This is a genomic window from Streptomyces dryopteridis (assembly GCF_049606955.1).
In the GTDB taxonomy this organism is placed as follows: domain Bacteria; phylum Actinomycetota; class Actinomycetes; order Streptomycetales; family Streptomycetaceae; genus Streptomyces.
In genome coordinates, this window is sequence record NZ_CP187114.1 from 1,757,624 (window position 1) to 1,773,489 (window position 15,866).

The following is a 15,866-nucleotide window of genomic DNA, read 5'->3' on the forward strand; positions in this document are numbered from 1 at the left end:
GATGGACCCCGTGAACGAGGACGAGCCGCGGCTGTGGGACCGGGTGGAGCGCAACCTGGCGGAACACGCCTGCCACCTGCACCGACGACTGCCCGGAGCCCGGGTGTGCGCGACCCGGGACCTCCTGATCGCCGACAGCGGCCTCGCCGACGACACCTTCAACATCGTCGCCGCCGCCCGCTTCACCGAGGCCGACGCGCCCACCCGGGTCACGGAGACGCTGCGCGCCCTGCGCGACACCGGCCGGCCCTTCTCCTGGTGGGTCGGCCCCGCCTCCACCCCGTCCACCCTCCCCGCCGTCCTCGCCGACGCCGGCCTTCGACCCTCCGGGACCGAGACGGCCATGTGGCGCGACCTGACCGCCGCGCCGCCCCCGCCGCCCGAGGTCGGCCTCGACCTCGTCCGGGTCCGCACCCGCGCCCAACTCGCGGACTGGGCCGGGGTGGTGGCGGCGAACTGGGACCCGCCCGCCGACACGGTGCGCCGTTTCTTCCACGAGGCCGCCCCGGCGGCCCTGGACCCCGCGTGCCCCGCCCGCTACCTCGTCGGATACCGCGACGGCCGACCCGTCTGCACCGCCGAGGTGTTCTCGCACGCGGGCGTCGTCGGCGTGTACAACATCACAACCCGCGCCGCCGAACGCCGCCGGGGGTACGGCGGGGCCGTCACCCTGGCCGCCCTGCACACGGCGCGCGCCGACGGCGGGCGCACGGCGGTCCTCCAGGCATCCGAGGACGGCGAGCCCGTCTACCGCCGGCTGGGCTTCACCCCCTGCGGCCGCTTCACCGAGTACGCCGTCGAGCCGAGCGGGCAGCCGCCGACGCGGTACTGACAACGGCGCCGTCCCGGCGCACCATGGCCGGATGGACCTGATCGAGGTGCTCGTGAAACTCGCGATCGGCGGCGCGGTCCTCGCCATGATCGTCTACATCGTCCGCAACAGCGGCGGCGGGGACGGCCCGGGCGGAGGAGCCGGGGGAGGCGGGGGAGGCGGAGGGGGACACCAGCTCGGCCCCGGCGGATCCGGCGGCGGCCTCGGCGGCCCCTGACCCCCCGGCCGTCCGACCGCGCGCGGCTCAGGTCAGGGGGCCCAGGAGGTCCTGGGAGTCCAGGAGGCCCTGATCGTCGGGGGCGACGCCCCGGCCGAAGACGCGTTCGGCCTGCCGGGCCCGGAACTCGGCGTGGGCCTCGGACGGGCGGACGAAGCCGTGCCGCTCCCGCGCCTGCGCCGGGGTCAGGGTCTCCGGCACCCGCGCCGGCACCCCCAGTTTGACGGGGGCCACCACCGCCACCGTGGACGGGGACAGCAGCCCCAGCAGGAGGAGTTCCAGGCGCGGGCTGAGATGGGTCACCGCGAAGGACACCCGCATCACCGGCACGATCAGCGCGTCCAGGACCCGGGACTGCCGGATCCCGGCCATCTCCCGCATCCAGCGCGGCATCGTCGCGATCGTGGCGATCCGGTGCGCGCGCGCCACGACGAGGCGCGCGGGCCGCGCCCACCACGGGACCGGCGGCAGCACCAGCTCGGTGCGCAGCAGGTGGTGCATGGCCTGCCGGGCGATCGGACTGGCCGACAGGCGCGGGCGCATCCGCGCGAAGTACGCCCGCACCCCCTCGCGGTCCCGGGGCACGTCCTGCGGCGAGCAGGTCTGGAACTCGGCGGCGGTGGCGCACGCCGCCCAGTACTCGGCCTCCTCGCGCGGGGTCAGCTTGCCGGGCCCGTACTTCTCGTAGGCGTACAGGATCGAGTGCCAGCCGGTGAGTTGGATCCACAGCTGGGACTCGGGATCGTTGGCGTCGTAGGTGCCCTCCCCGTACGGCAGGTGCCCGATGGCCTTGGAGTGGACGCGGACCAGGACGTCGGCGGCCTGGCAGACCTGCCGGGTGCCCGCGAAGGCGACCATGGCGAAGTAGCGCAGGGTGCGGTCGTAGCGGGTGCGGGCGCGTTCGTAGATGCCCTGGGTGCCGTGGACCGCCGCGACCAGGGGCGGGTCCAGTTCCTCGACCACCACCGAGCGCTGGAAGCCGACGGTGGGGGCGGCCGGGTGCCCCCACACCTTCCAGACCACCGAACCGGGGCCGAAGAAGCCGTGGTCCTCGTGCGGTTCGACCGTGTCGCCTCGCCGTGTCATCAACCGCTCCTCGTGTTGGCGGGAAACCCGCCGGGCCGAATACGACAGTGCTGTCCTATTCGATTAAGACACAGCTGTCGTAAGCTGCCAAGGTGTCGACACCCGCCCCTTCCCCGGCCCCCCGCCGCACCCGCCGGCCCTACGCGCCCCGGATGCCGCTCGTCGAACGCCGCGCCCAACTCCTCGACGCCGCCCTCGCGGTGATCGTCGCCGACGGCTACCGGGCCGTCTCGGTCGACGCCGTCGCCAAACGCGCCGGCGTCGCCCGTTCCGTGGTCTACGGCGCCTACGCGGACCTCGACGCCCTCCTCGCGGCCCTCCTCGACCGCGAACAGGCCCGCGCCTTCGCCCTGTTGGCCGACGCCGCCCCCGACCCGGCCGCCCACCCCGACCCCGTCGGCTACGCCGTGGAGACCGTCCGCCGGGCCGGCGCCGCGCTGCGCTCCGACCCGGACACCTGGCGGCTGATCCTGCTCACCCCGCCCGGCACGCCCGCCGCCGTCCACGCCCGCGTCGAGGCCGACCGGCGCCGCGTCCGACGCGGCGTCACCACCTGGCTCGCCTCCCACCCCACGACCCCGGGCCGTCCCGCGCCCGACCCGGAGATCCTCGCGCACGCCCTGGTCGCGTGCGCCGAACACTTCGGCCGGCTCGCCCTCACCGACCCGGGGGCGATCGACACCGAACGCCTCGTCACCCAGGTCCGCCTACTGCTCACCGCCCTGTGGACACCCCCACCCACCCCCTGACCGCCCGCCCCTGACCGCCCGCCGGCGCCCGCGCCCCCGTCGGACCGGGGCCGTCGCCGGTGACAGCCCCGTGGGCCTGCCACCGGCAGTGGCGCGCGTGCGGGGGGCGACTCCGCCACGGCCGGCGGCGTCAGGACGTCGCCCGTCGCCGGGACACCCGCGGCCACGCCACCGCCCACCACCTCGACGACCCGACCGCCGACCATCGAGGTGCGCTTCGCCGGGAAGGCCCCGCCACGGCGGGGCCTTCGGCACAGCCGGGAGAAGGCCGCCGGTCAGCGCGCGCGGAGGGCACGCCAGGACCGCCACACCACGGACAACGCCCGCCGCCAGTCCCACCGGCGCCCTCCGCGCCAGGACACCCGACGGCCCGGGCTTCCACCCTCTGCGGGGATCACCACCGGAGCCGCGATCGGAGCCGCGATCGGGACCGACGGCGACGGTGGCGGGTTCGGCACGTCGCCCACCGGCACGTCGACCACCGGCCCGCCGGTCACCGAGTCGAAGGCGAGCTGGACCGGCATCGGATCCGCTGCGACGACCGCGACACCGGCCAGGCGCGGCCGGGCGTCGCGTTCGCGTTCCGCTGCGGCCAGGGTCGCCATGACGTGGTGCGCGGCGAGCGGCCGGAACCCCGGGCCGCCGAGCTCTCGCAGCGGCACCGGCACGAGCCCCCACCACGGGGCCCCGGTCGCCGGCCGAGGGTGGGAGATCCGCCGCTCGCGCGCGGGCTCGTCGGACCGCGACGTGCCGTGGGTGGCCGAGGTGATGCCGTAGGGGATCAGGAGGTGTTCGTCGGTGAGCCAGGCGACCTGGACACCGGCTTCGGCCAAGGCCCGTTGGTCGGGGGTGGGGCGGACCTTGTCGTGGTGGTCGGGGCCGTCGGGTATGCGTGCCGGGTGGGTTCCGGCGTGGTCGTAGTGGGGTTCGGCACGGTCGTGGATCCACCAGTGGACGAGCCCGTCGCCGTGCCGCGCCCTCGCCGCCTCGACGCGGGCCCACCGGACCTGCGAGGTCATCAGGCGGTCGGGGCGTTCCAGGACGGCGGTGTGCCGGCCGCGTCGCAGGACCACGGCGGGCGCCAGTAGCCAGGGCTCGGCGACGGCGGCCGGGTCGACCTCGATGTCCCCGCCGACACCCGGCAGGGCGCGCGTGAGGCGGTCGAGGAGATCCCGGGCGCGCGCGAGGTCGCCCTGGACGGCGGCGGCGTGGCGGGCCGGCTTCTTGCACCGGTCGGGGTCGACGCCACCGGGGCCGTGCCGGAACCGGGGTGTGAAGGACTCGACGGTGGTGGGCGCGCAGAAGACGAGCGGCTTGCCGCACGCGCAGCATCGGTAGCGGCCTCCGGCGCGGCCGCGCGGAAGGCGGGTGGCGGCGTCGGGTTCGCGGCTGAGGTCGATGATCCGACCGCGGGCGGCGAGGTCGATGGCGAACCGGGTCAACAGCAGGGGCCGGGGCAGGGGGATGGTGGTGGTGCGGGGCATCGGGGGCTCCAGACGCAGGGGGGCGCATCGAGGCGAACGGGGGGTGGCACGGTGGTGTCGAGCGTGAGGCCCTGCTGTGTGTCCGGCGATTTGTTCGTAGCCTTCGGCCGGTGAACTCCGGACAAGGGGCTCCTTGTCCGGGACGGGCCGGACAAAGCCGGGGGCGGGGATGGCGGCTGGGAAGCGTGGTCGGGGTTGGGCACCGCTGCGATCGGAGTCGCGGGAGGCCGAGGACTTGGCCCTGTATTTACGGGGGCTCGTGGACCGGTGCGGGACGACCGTGCGCGAGCTGGAGCGGGTCATGCCCTACGGGAAGTCGACGATCAGCGAGAACCTCAGCGGGAGGATCCCGCCGCGGGGCTTCGTCGACGCCCTGGTGAAGGCGACCGTCCGCGAACCCCGCCTGCGGGCCGTCGAGACCGACCAGGCCCACACCCTCTTACGCGCCGCCCGCAACCCCACCGGGCCGCTGCCCGCCGTCCGGCCCGCCGCCGGTGGGGAGGCGACGCTCGCGGTCGCCCACGAACGGACCGAGAAGCTGCTGCGGGCGCTGGAGCGGAACACCGAACTGGAGAAGGACCGCCTGGCCACCCAACAGATCGTCTTCCTCCTCGTCACCCTGATCGGCCACCTCCAGGACGAGGCCACCACCGTGCGGGCCGCCCAGTCCGGGCAGCGCGCGGAGATCACCACCCTCACCGAGTACCTGCACACCGCCCGCACCGACCTGAAGGCCGCGCGCCGGGCTCGCCACGAGGCCGAGGCCCTCGCCGCCCAGGCCCGGCGGGAAGCGGCGACCCTCCGCGAGGAACTCGCCCGGCTGCGCATCCCGGCGCCGAACGCGGAGGAGGGCGCGCCGGGCGCCGTCGGGCTCCCGCCCGAACTGGGTGAGGAGTTCTTCCTCGCCGACGTCGAACGCGCCCTCGCCACCGCCGAGAGCTTCCTCCACGAAGGCGCCGAACTTCGCGAACGCGTCGCCGACGACCTCGCCGAGACACCCGCGCCGACCACACCCGACGGTGATCCCGCCGACCCGGGCCTGATGCGGGTCCTGATCCTCCTGCTGTGCCGCACGGTGGGGATACTCCTGGTGACCGGCGGCGCCGTCCTTCAGTACGCCGTGACCACCTGGGTCTCCCCGCGCAACGGCGGCCTCGGCTCCCTGCTGATCGGCCCGGGCGTGCTCTTCATGCTCGACCCCTGGGAGGTCTACCTCCGGTGGTGGCCCGCCCTGCGTGCCCGTGTGCATCGGACGCCGAACCCGCCGCGCTGGAACATCACCCTCCGGCACGTCCTCGACCGGGCGCTGCGCCTGTGCTGGACCGCGGCCACCGCGATCGGAGCGGTCTGCGTCCTGGCCACCGTCGCCTGGTGGCCGTTGTGGTGGCTGATCCCGCTCCTGCCCACCACCCTGGCCACGACCTGCTACGCCCTCGCCGGCCACAACCACGCCGCGATCACGGCCCTCACCCGTCTCCTGCGCCGGGTGAAACCGGCCCGGTAGCCCGAGGGGTCCGTGCTCGGGTCCGTTCCGCACCGGCGACCACGTCCGAAGCGGTCTGCTCACCGACGGGCCGCCGGCGAGACGGTCGAGGACATGCCACTCACCGACCCCACCGGCCGCTTCACCGACACCGACACCGACTTCCGCCGACACCGCTCTCAGTACGCCCCCGGCGTCAAGGCCATGGCCTCACCCAAACTCGCCCTCGGCCCCGACACCCCGACGGCGATCCCCGCGCCCCGCGCGGTGGCGGAGCCAGGCCAGGCAGCCGGCGGCGGCGCGTTCCTGGTGGGTCCGCAGCGCCGGGTTCGCCAGGGCCGCCGGGCCGCGCGCGGCCGAGGCCCACAGGCCCGCGAGACCGGCGGCGAACGCGGTGAGGGCGCGCGGATCGGCCGGGCGGGGCAGGTCGGCGACGGCGCGTTCGGCCCCGGCCGGGGTGTGCCCGTCGAGGATCAGGTGGGGCACCAGCACGGCCGCGTCGATCCAGGCCGCGCCGCGCAGGCGGTAGGACCAGTCCACGAGCACGATCCCGGTGGCCGGGTCCGTCCCGCGCACCATGTTCCCCGGGTGCAGGTCCCAGTGGAGCAGGGTGTCCCCGGCGGAGGCCGGCCACCAGTCGCGTTCGATCGCCGCGAGCGCGTCGAGACGCCGGCGGGCCCACGGGCACAGGTCGGCCGGTGGGGCGGCGCGCAGCGCGGACCACCCGGTGAGCCACGGGCCGACCGCCTCGGCCACCGGCCGGGTGCCGGACACGGGCGACGGCGCCAGCAGCCGACCGGCACGGGCGACGGCGCGCACCGCGCCGGCCGTGTCGGCGGAGCCGGGGGCGAGCACGGGCCGGCCGCCCGGGACCTCGTCCAGGCACAGCCACCACCAGCCTCCGGACTCCGGGGGTTCGGCGGACCACCACACCCGGGGCGCGAGGCCGGCGGGCAGGGCGGTGGTCACCGCGATCTCGTCGGCGTACCGGTCGGCGTCGGGGTGGTCGGCGGGCGCGCCCTTGAGGAAGGCGCGCCGGCCGTCGGCCAGGCGCAGCCCGCAGGCCACGCCGCCGGTGAAACCGCCCGCGTGGGTGTGGGCCCCGACCACGCGGGAGCCGAGCCGCTCCTCGACCCGGGCCCGGACCGGGGGGTCGAGGGACTCCCACGCGGGCCGGGCGGAGCCGGAGCCGGAGTCGGAGCCGGCGCTGGGCGCGGGCACGGACGCGGGCCCGGTCATGGGCGCGGGCGCGGGAACCGGCGCGGGCGGGGTCCGGGTCACCGGCGCCGGGTCACTTCTTCAGCACCTTGGCGATCTCCGGTACCACGTGGTCCAGCGCGTAGCGGACGGAGAGCACGGAGTCGGTGGCGAAGGCCGTGCTGAGGTCGGACTTCGGGTCGAAGACGATGGTGTGGCCGGCCTGCGCGGCGGGGATCCGACGGAACAGCGGGTCGTCGTTGATCTTGTCGGCGGTCAGGCCGATCGGGGCCATCATCATCAGGTCCGCGTCGAGCATGTCGAGGTCCTCGCGGGAGACCTCCACGAAGAAGGACTTGCCGGCCTTGGCGTCGGCCTTCGGGTTGTTCTTGAACCCGAGCCGTTCGAGGAAGTCCACGCGACCGCTGCCGTGCACGTAGGCCCCGTAGCCGACGCTGGTGAGCGAACCGGCCGTGACGGTCTTGTTCTTGAACTCCGGGTGCGCGGTGACGGCGTCGGCGAACTTCTTCTCCAGGTCCTTGACGAGCTGCTCGCCCTTGGCGTGCACGCCGAGGGCGTCGGCCACCATCTTCGTCTGGGTCTCCCAGTTGGTCAGGTAGTTCTCCCCGCCCTCGGGCACGCCCACGGTGGGCGCGATCTTGCTGAGGGTGTCGTACCGCTTCTGGTCGCCGCTGGACTTCGTGTCGAGGATCAGGTCGGGCTTGAGGGCCGCGATCTTCTCGTACTCGGGCTCCAGCGTGCCGATCTTCTCGGGGCTCTTGGTGTACAGGCCCTTGGCCCAGGCGCCGACGCCGTCCCCGCCGAACGCGAGCCAGTCGCTCGCGCCGACCGGCTGCACGCCGAGCGCCAGCGCGGTCTCGGCGTCGCCCCAGCCCAGCGCCACGACCCGCTTCGGCTTCTGCTCCACCGTGACCTCGCCGAACTTGGTGGCGACACGGACGGGGAAGCCCGCGTCCGATCCGGCGGGCGCGTCGGCCTTGTCCTCGGCCGTGCCGGAGGAGCACGCGGTGAGGCCGGCGGCCAGGGCGGCGGAGGTGGCGAGGGCGACGACGGTCCGCCGGCGGGCGGTGGTGCGCGGACGGGCGGTGCTGGTGCGGGACATGCGGGACGGACCTCTGTTCGTGACGGGGGAGCGGGGGAGGGGCGTGTGGGTGGGGGCCGCGCGGTCAGGCGGGCCGGGCGAGCGGCGTGTGGTGCCGCCCGATGGGGACGATGAGGGGGGTGCCCGAGACGGGGTCGGGGACGAGGGTGCAGCGCATGCCGAACGCGCGGTGCACCAGGTCCTCCGTGACCACCTCGGCCGGCGCGCCCTCGGCCAGGACGCGGCCGTCGCGCAGGGCGATGATGTGGTCGGCGTAGCGGCACGCGAGGTTGAGGTCGTGCAGCACCACCGCGATGGTGGTGCCGTGCTCGCGGTTGAGGTCGACGAGCAGGTCCAGGACGTCGAGCTGGTGGCTGACGTCGAGGTAGGTGGTGGGCTCGTCCAGCAGCAGGATCTCGGTCCGCTGCGCCAGCGCCATCGCGATCCACACGCGCTGGCGCTGCCCGCCGGAGAGCTCGTCCACGGCGCGGTCGGCCAGTTCGAGCACGTCGGTGGCGAGCAGGGCGTCGGCGACGGCCGCGTCGTCCTCGGAGCTCCAGCGCCGGAACCAGCCCTGGTGCGGGTGCCGGCCGCGACCCACGAGGTCGGCGACGGTGATGCCCTCGGGGGCCACCGGGGTCTGCGGCAGGATCCCGAGCCGGGCCGCGACCTCACGGGTGGGCAGCGCGTGGATGTCACGGCCGTCGAGGGTCACGGTCCCGGACATCGGCGTCAGCAGCCGCGCCATGGACCGCAGCAGGGTGGACTTCCCGCACGCGTTGGGCCCCACGATCATCGTGATGCGCCCGGGCGGCACGTCCAGGGTGAGGCCGCGGACGATCTCGCGGCCGTCGTAGCCGAGGCGGATGTCACGGGTGCCCAGGAGGGGGCCGGCCGGGGGCATGGCGGGGTCCTTGTCGTACGGGTCGGGGGCGGATTCGGGGTCGAGGTCGGGGTCGGGGTCGGGGTCGGGGTCGGGGGCGGTGCTCATCCGAGGCGTCCGGTGCGGTGCGCCCGGGCCAGCAGCCACAGCAGGCAGGGCGCCCCGATCAGGCCGGTGACCACGCCGACGGGGAACTGGCTCGACCACAGCAGGTGCTGAGCCGCGAAGTCGGCGGCGGTGACGAGCAGCGCCCCGGTCAGCGCGGCGGGCACGAGCGCGGCCCCGGAGGTGGGCGCGAGCCGCCGGGCGATCGGCCCGGAGACGAAGGCCACGAACGCGATGGGCCCGGCGGCCGCCGTGGCCACCCCCGCCAGGGCGACGGCGCACCCCAGCAGGCAGAACCGGGCCCGGGCCACCGGACTGCCCAGTCCCGCCGCCGTGTCCTCCCCCAGCCGCAGGGGCTCCAGGTCCCGCGAGGCCAGGACGGTCAGCGGCAGCAGCACCACGAGCGCGGCGGCCAACGGCCACACCTGCTCCACCGTGCTGCCGTTGAGGCTGCCCGTGAGCCACACCAGCGCGTTCTGCGCCTGCGCGACCTCGGAGCGGGTCAGCAGGTACGAGGTGATGCCCGACAGGGCCGCCCCGATCCCCACGCCGACCAGCACGAACCGTGCCCCGGAGACCTGACCCCGACGCGCCAGCACGTGGATCAGGGCGGCGGCCAGCAGGGCGCCGGCGAGGGCCGCGCCGGACAGGGCGATCCCGCTGACCGCGAACCCGAGGGAGGCCAGCACGGCCGCGGCGCTCGCGCCCTGACTGATGCCGATCACGTCGGGACTGGCCAGCGGATTGCGCAACAGGGCCTGGAACAGGGACCCCGACAGCCCGAACGCGACGCCGACGAGCAGCCCGAGCACCACGCGCGGCAATCGCAGCTCCACGACCACGAAATGGGTGCCCGGATCGCCGCCGCCGGTGAGCGCGGCGAACACCTCGCCCGGCGGGATCGCCAGGTCGCCCACGCACAGGGCCGTCGTGAACACGAGGAGCAGGCCCGCGCCGAGGGCGAACGGGACCGTCCACCGGCGGACGCGGCGGGCCCGGCGCCCGGCCCGCAGGACGGCGAGGGCCTCGGCGCGGGCGGCGGCGGGACGGGTGGGGGAGTGGGGCACGGGGGAGTCCGTCGGGGAGTTCGGGACGTGCGGGGCGGAGGGCTCGGCGACCGGGAGAGGTGCCGGGGCCGGGCGCGGGGCGGTCACAGGCCGGCCGCCTTGCGGCGGCGGACCAACAGCACGAAGGGCACGGCCCCGATGACGGCCGTCACCACGCCGGCCTGCACTTCGCCCGGCCGGGCGACGGTCCGTCCGACCAGGTCGGCGACCAGCAGCAGCACGGGGGACATCAGCGCGCTGTACGGCAGCACCCACCGGTGGTCGGGGCCGACGCACAGACGGGCCGCGTGCGGCACCACCAGCCCGAGGAAGGCGATCGGCCCGGCGACGACCGTGGCCGCCCCGCACAGCAGGACCACCACGGCCGCGCACAGGGCGCGCGTGCGGCCCACGTGTTGGCCCAGCGCGCGGGCCAGGTCGTCGCCGAGGGCCAGCGCGTTGAGGCGGGAGCCCAGGGCGAGCGCGAGCACGGAGCCCACGACCACGAACGGGAGGGCCTGCCACAGCACGTCGGGCTCGCGGCCGGTCAACGAGCCCACCTGCCAGAACCGGTACTGGTCGAAGGAGGCCGCGTCGGTGAGCAGCATCGCCGTGGTCAGCGACAACAGGGCCGCGCTGGTGGCGGCGCCGGTCAGGGCCAGTTTGACGGGGGTGGCACCGCCGCGCCCGAGGGAGCCGACGCAGAACACGAGGAGGGAGGCGGCGAGCGCGCCGAGGAACCCGAACCAGATGTAGTGGGAGGGGTTCGTCATGCCGAGGACGGCGATCGCGAAGACCACGGCGGCCGAGGCCCCCGCGTTCACCCCGAGGATGCCGGGATCGGCGAGCGGATTGCGGGCGATGCCCTGCATGACCGTGCCGGCCAGGCCGAGGGCGACGCCCGCCAGCACGCCGGCGGCGGTGCGGGGGAAGCGGACCTCGCGCAGGATCAGGTGCGCCTTGTCCGCGTGATCGGGATCGAGGAGGGCGGGCAGCACGTCGGACGCGGCGACCCGTCCCGAACCGACCATCACACTGGCCCACACCGCGAGCAGCAGCACGCCGGCGAGGACGACCAGGCCGAGCACGCGAAGAGCGGCGGCCCGCCCACCGGGCCGGGCCGGTGCCGTCGGGGCCGGTGCCGTCGGGGACGCCGACGGGCCGGAGGGCGCGGGAGGGCGCGCGGAAACGGCCCCGGGACCCGGGGTCGGATGTGACGGTGTCACCGGTGCGACCTCCGGCCCACGCTGCGCACACAACCCCGTCCGACCATGCTCACCTGCTCCTTTGTGCGGGCAGGTGGTACCAAGCCCTGTGCGTTTCGAAGAGAGTAAGGCGACCCTAACAACGCCTTTCGGGCCCTCGGTCGGCCTTTCGTCCCCACTTGTGGGCCCTTGGACCCCGTCCGCGGCGGGCGCCCGTGCCCGATACTCGGGCGCCCGCCGGCGGCACTTGACCTCGACCGCGCTTGAGGGCGCAGGCTCGTGCCATCGAACGGGCGAGACAGAGGGGACGAGCGATGACACAGTCCAGGATCCTGGTGACCGGCGCGAGCGGGCAGGTCGGCGGAGCGGTGGTGCGGCGGCTGCGCGCGACGGGGGTGCCCGTGCGGGCGCTGGTACGGCGGGACACGCGATTCCCGACGGGCGTGGACGCCGTGCGCGGTGACCTCGCCGACCCCGCGTCGCTCGGCGCGGCCCTGACCGGAATCGACGCGGTCTTCCTCGTGTGGCCCTTCCTCGACGCCCGCGGCGCGGCGGAGACGATCGCCGAGATCGCCCGGCACGCCCGCCGGGTGGTCTACCTCTCCTCCGCCGGAGTGGGGGCCGACGGCGTGAACGAGGCGGGCCCCGCCGACCCGATCACCTCCTTCCACACCGAACTGGAACGACTCGTCGGGGCCTCGGGCCTGGAATGGACGGCGCTGCGCCCCACCGGGTTCGCCGGCAACACGCTGGGCTGGGCGCCGGAGATCCGCGCCGAGGGCCGGGTCCGGGCGCCGCTGCGAGCCCTGGCCCGCCCGCTGATCCACGAGGCGGACACGGCGGCGGTCGCGGCCCGCGCGCTGACCACCGACACCCTGCTCGGCGCGCGCCCCCTGCTCACCGGACCCGAACCCGTCACCCAGGAGCGGCAGGTGGAACTGATCGGCGAGGCCATCGGCCGGCCGCTGCGGTTCGAGGAGCTGACACAGGCCGAGGCGGTGGAGCGGATGAGGGCCGCGGGGTGGCCGGCGGGACTCGCCGAGACCGTGGTCCCGGCCCAGGCCCGGATGCTCGACCACCCGGAGCCGGTCACCGACACGGTGGAACGACTCACGGGCACCCCGGCCCACTCCTTCCGCCGGTGGGCCCTGGACCACGCCGCGGACTTCCGCTGACCGCTGACCACACCCGGGCGGGCGTGACGCGCCCGCGGGCGCGCAGGCCCCGCCCGCGCACGCCGGCGCGTGTCGTTCCCCCGTCCCTCCGGCGCGCACGCCGTCGCTCGTGGCGTTCGGCGGGCACGCCGGCGCGCGCCCGGCCCGGTCCGCTCCACGAGGGCCACCGCCGCCACGACGACGTGCCGGGCCGGCCGCACCCCGCCGAACGGGCCCGCCCCGACGGCCCGACCGGGCTCCCTCGCCCCGGGCACCGGGCACCGCCCGGAGGCGTTCGGTGCCGGCGCGGACCAGGGCCGGCCCTGCCCTGCCCGGAGGTCGGGGCCGGCACCGGCGGCGTCGCCCACCGGCCGGCCCACGGACGCGCCCCGTCCCCGGTCACGGCCACCGACCTCGACCTGAGCCTCGTGCGCCACCCGCTGCCCGAGAACCCGACCCTGCCGCGGCACGACGCGACCCGGGAGGAATTGCCGCCGGATCCTTCCGCCCGGTGCACGCGCGCACCGGGCTCGGCACCTCCCGGACCGCGAACGGGTCGTCGAGCGGATGCCGGGGTGGCCGGCGCCCCCGAGCCCCGGAACCCCCCGTTCGAGGGACGGTGTTTCCGGGCGGTTCCGCACTCCCGCCCCGCCCGTCCGGCGCGTTCGGTGTGACCCGGGCGCGTGGGGGCGGGGTGGGCCTGTCATCCTTCTGAGGTGGGCACGTGGGTGACGGGCCGTCCACTCGGCGCGCGTCCCTCGCCACCGGGCCCGACCCCCGGCACCCCCCTCGGAACGGACCTCCGATGACCCTCTTCCGCCTCGGCCGCCCCGTCGCCGACGCCTTCCCCGACACCCTCGTCACGGTCGTCACCGCCGGCGGGCTGCGGCCCGGGCCGTGGCCGGCGACCGTCGCCGCCCTGGCGGAACTGGAGGACCGGCTCGCCGAGGGACCGTGGCGGCCCGCCGACGAGACCGACCCCCGCGTCGAGTCCTGGCACGCCGCCTACCGCGCCTTCGGCACCAACCCGCGCCGGATTCGCCCCAGCGTGGACGCCCTGGGCCGACGCCTGCTGAAGAAGGGCTCCCTGCCGCGGATCAACCCGGCCGTGGACTCCTACAACCTCGTCTCCGTGCGGCACGGCCTGCCCGCCGGTGCCTTCGACCTCGACCACGTCACCGGCGAGGTCGAGATCCGGTTCGCCGACGGCACCGAGAGCTTCACCCCCCTCGGCGAACCCGACACCGTCGAGACCCCCAAGGCCGGCGAGGTCGTCTACAGCGACGCCGACGGGATCCTCACCCGGCACTGGAACCACCGCGACGCCCACCGCACCCGCGTCACGGAGGACTCCGCCCGCGTCGCCTTCATCCTGGAGACCGTCGCCGCCGCCCGGGACGGGCAGCTGGTCCGCGACGCCGCCGAGGAGCTGACGGCCCTGCTCGGCCCGCACTGCGAGGCCACCGCCGTGCACCACCTCGACCCGACCCACCCCACCGCGACCGTCTGACCCGGGCCCAGGCCGACCCCGACACCACCCGACACCACCCGCACCTCGGCACCGCCCGAACCTCGGCACCGCCCGAACCCCGGCACCGCCCGATCCCGCACCCCCTGGAGGCATCCCGTGTTCACCGGTCTGAGCGCTTTCCCGCTCACCCCCGTCGCCGGCGACGGCGAGGTCGACGAGAAGGCGTTCGCGGCCCTCGTCACCCGGCTCGCCCGCGCCGGCGTCGACTCGATCGGAGCCCTGGGCTCCACCGGCTCCTACGCCTACCTGAACCGCGCCGAACGGGCCCGCGTGGCCCGCCTCGCCGTCGAACACGCCGACGGGGTGCCCGTCCTCGTCGGGATCGGCGCCCTGCGCACCCGGGACGTGCTCGCCGCCGCCGAGGACGCCCAGGCCGCCGGCGCCGCCGGGGTGCTGCTGGCGCCCGTCTCCTACCAGCCGCTCACCGAGGACGACGTCTTCGGCCTGTTCGAGCAGGTCGATGCCCACCTGTCGGTGCCCCTCGTCGTCTACGACAACCCCGGCACGACCCACTTCGCGTTCACCGACGAGTTGTACGCCCGCATCGCGCGACTGCCCCGGGTCTCGTCCCTGAAGATCCCGCCGCTGCCCGCCGACCCCGAGCGGGCCCGCGCCCGGGTCGGGGAACTGCGCCGGATCCTGCCCGACACGACCACGGTGGGCATCAGCGGGGACGGGGCGGCCGCCGCCGGCCTGAACGCCGGATGCGACGCCTGGTACTCGGCCGTCGCCGGCACCTTCCCCGAACCCGCCCTCGCCCTCCTGCGCGCGGCCCGCGCCGGCCGCCCCGACGAGGCCCTCGCCGCCTCCGACCGGCTCCGGCCCCTGTGGGAGCTCTTCGCCCGACACCGCGGCTCCCTGCGCGTCCTCGCCGCGGCCGCCGCCCATCTCGGCCTGACCGCCGACCCCAACCTCCCCCTGCCCCTGCGCGGCCTCGACGCCGACGAACGCGCCGAGGTCACCGCCGTCCTGGACCGCCTCGGCCTCCACCCCACGATCGGAGCCACGACGCGATGACCACACGGGCCCGTTCCTTCGACTCCGCCGCCGCCCTCTACAACGCGAACCGCCCCGGCTACCCGCCCGCGCTCTTCGACACGATCCAGGAATTCTCCGGCCGCCCCCTGGCCGGCGCGCGCGTCGCCGACGTGGGAGCCGGCACGGGCATCGCCACCGCCCTGCTGCGCGCCCGCGGCGCCGACGTGCTGGCCGTGGAACCCGGCGACGGCATGGCCGCCGAACTCCACCGCTCCGACCCGACCGTCCCCGTCGTGCGCGGCGACGGCGACCGACTGCCCCTGGCCACGGGCGCCTTCGACCTGCTGACCTACGCCCAGTCCTGGCACTGGACCGACCCCGACCGCTCCGTGCCCGAGGCCCGCCGGGTGCTGCGCCCGGACGGCGTGCTCGCCCGCTGGTGGAACGACCTCGACGGCACCGTCCCGTGGGTCGCCGCGCAGAAGGCCCGGATCGCGGAGCACACCGCGCCCGTCGGCCGCCCGCCCCGCCACCGACAGGCGGAGGCGGAGACCGCCCCGGTGGTCCGGAGGATCCGCTGGTCGCGCCGGATCCCCCTCGACGCCCACCTCGCCAACCACGCCAGCCACTCCGCGTTCCTCCTCCTCGGCGCGGAGTCCACCGCCGAGTTCACCACGACCGAACGCCGCCGGCTGCTGTCCCTCTTCCCCGACGGCACGATCGACGAGCCCTACGTGGTCACCCTCCACCTGACCCGCTTCTCCTGACCGCTTTTCCTGACCCGCCGGAAAAGGGTGACGGGAACTGTCACCTT

15 protein-coding genes are annotated in these 15,866 nt (G+C 75.7%); 8 read left to right on the forward strand and 7 right to left on the reverse strand.

The window, feature by feature from the left end; genetic code table 11:
• Positions 1–43 precede the first annotated feature (43 nt).
• Together ACN20G_RS34385 and ACN20G_RS34390 are read left to right on the forward strand one after the other, a co-directional pair.
• Positions 44–832 (forward strand): GNAT family N-acetyltransferase, encoded by a 789-nt coding sequence (locus ACN20G_RS34385; RefSeq protein WP_424217444.1) that lies wholly within the window; start codon positions 44–46, stop codon positions 830–832.
• A gap of 31 nt (positions 833–863) precedes the next feature.
• Complete coding sequence (locus tag ACN20G_RS34390; RefSeq protein WP_424217177.1) at positions 864–1,049, forward strand: hypothetical protein; 186 nt, start codon at positions 864–866, stop codon at positions 1,047–1,049.
• A gap of 27 nt (positions 1,050–1,076) precedes the next feature.
• On the opposite strand, the gene ACN20G_RS34395 is transcribed toward ACN20G_RS34390, so the two are convergent.
• The gene (locus ACN20G_RS34395) at positions 1,077–2,135 is read right to left on the reverse strand and encodes an oxygenase MpaB family protein (protein WP_424217178.1); all 1,059 of its coding nucleotides are present in this window, start codon (positions 2,133–2,135) and stop codon (positions 1,077–1,079) included.
• Positions 2,136–2,227: 92 nt separating this feature from the next.
• On the opposite strand from ACN20G_RS34395, the gene ACN20G_RS34400 reads away from it, so the two are divergent.
• Entirely contained in the window at positions 2,228–2,884 is a 657-nt protein-coding gene (locus tag ACN20G_RS34400) for a helix-turn-helix domain-containing protein (RefSeq protein ID WP_424217179.1), read from the forward strand.
• Positions 2,885–3,159: 275 nt separating this feature from the next.
• On the opposite strand, the gene ACN20G_RS34405 is transcribed toward ACN20G_RS34400, so the two are convergent.
• Positions 3,160–4,368, reverse strand: coding sequence for a hypothetical protein (locus ACN20G_RS34405; protein WP_424217180.1), 1,209 nt, complete (start codon positions 4,366–4,368; stop codon positions 3,160–3,162).
• A gap of 235 nt (positions 4,369–4,603) precedes the next feature.
• Between ACN20G_RS34405 and ACN20G_RS34410 the strand changes: the two genes are divergently transcribed.
• On the forward strand, positions 4,604–5,872 hold the full coding sequence (locus ACN20G_RS34410) for a hypothetical protein (RefSeq protein WP_424217181.1): 1,269 nt from the start codon (positions 4,604–4,606) through the stop codon (positions 5,870–5,872).
• Positions 5,873–6,061: 189 nt separating this feature from the next.
• Here the strand turns inward: ACN20G_RS34410 and ACN20G_RS34415 are convergent, their stop codons facing one another.
• From ACN20G_RS34415 to ACN20G_RS34435, 5 genes are all read right to left on the reverse strand, one after another.
• A complete protein-coding gene (locus ACN20G_RS34415; RefSeq protein WP_424217182.1) occupies positions 6,062–7,132 on the reverse strand; it encodes an aminoglycoside phosphotransferase in 1,071 nt (356 codons plus the stop codon).
• 10 nt (positions 7,133–7,142) lie between these two features.
• The gene (locus tag ACN20G_RS34420; RefSeq protein WP_424217183.1) at positions 7,143–8,171 is read right to left on the reverse strand and encodes an iron-siderophore ABC transporter substrate-binding protein; all 1,029 of its coding nucleotides are present in this window, start codon (positions 8,169–8,171) and stop codon (positions 7,143–7,145) included.
• Positions 8,172–8,235: 64 nt separating this feature from the next.
• Entirely contained in the window at positions 8,236–9,054 is an 819-nt protein-coding gene (locus ACN20G_RS34425; protein WP_424217445.1) for an ABC transporter ATP-binding protein, read from the reverse strand.
• 83 nt (positions 9,055–9,137) lie between these two features.
• A complete protein-coding gene (locus tag ACN20G_RS34430) occupies positions 9,138–10,205 on the reverse strand; it encodes a FecCD family ABC transporter permease (protein WP_424217184.1) in 1,068 nt (355 codons plus the stop codon).
• 83 nt (positions 10,206–10,288) lie between these two features.
• Positions 10,289–11,410, reverse strand: coding sequence for a FecCD family ABC transporter permease (locus tag ACN20G_RS34435; protein WP_424217185.1), 1,122 nt, complete (start codon positions 11,408–11,410; stop codon positions 10,289–10,291).
• A gap of 293 nt (positions 11,411–11,703) precedes the next feature.
• On the opposite strand from ACN20G_RS34435, the gene ACN20G_RS34440 reads away from it, so the two are divergent.
• From ACN20G_RS34440 to ACN20G_RS34455, 4 genes are all read left to right on the forward strand, one after another.
• Complete coding sequence (locus tag ACN20G_RS34440; protein ID WP_424217186.1) at positions 11,704–12,564, forward strand: SDR family oxidoreductase; 861 nt, start codon at positions 11,704–11,706, stop codon at positions 12,562–12,564.
• Between the two features lie 784 nt (positions 12,565–13,348).
• Positions 13,349–14,053, forward strand: a complete 705-nt coding sequence (locus tag ACN20G_RS34445) for a B3/B4 domain-containing protein (RefSeq protein WP_424217187.1) — start codon at positions 13,349–13,351, stop codon at positions 14,051–14,053.
• A 117-nt stretch (positions 14,054–14,170) separates the two neighbouring features.
• Positions 14,171–15,091 (forward strand): dihydrodipicolinate synthase family protein, encoded by a 921-nt coding sequence (locus ACN20G_RS34450; RefSeq protein ID WP_424217188.1) that lies wholly within the window; start codon positions 14,171–14,173, stop codon positions 15,089–15,091.
• Positions 15,088–15,819, forward strand: coding sequence for a class I SAM-dependent methyltransferase (locus tag ACN20G_RS34455; RefSeq protein ID WP_424217189.1), 732 nt, complete (start codon positions 15,088–15,090; stop codon positions 15,817–15,819). The genes ACN20G_RS34450 and ACN20G_RS34455 overlap by 4 nt, the downstream gene beginning before the upstream one ends.
• Positions 15,820–15,866: the final 47 nt, after the last annotated feature.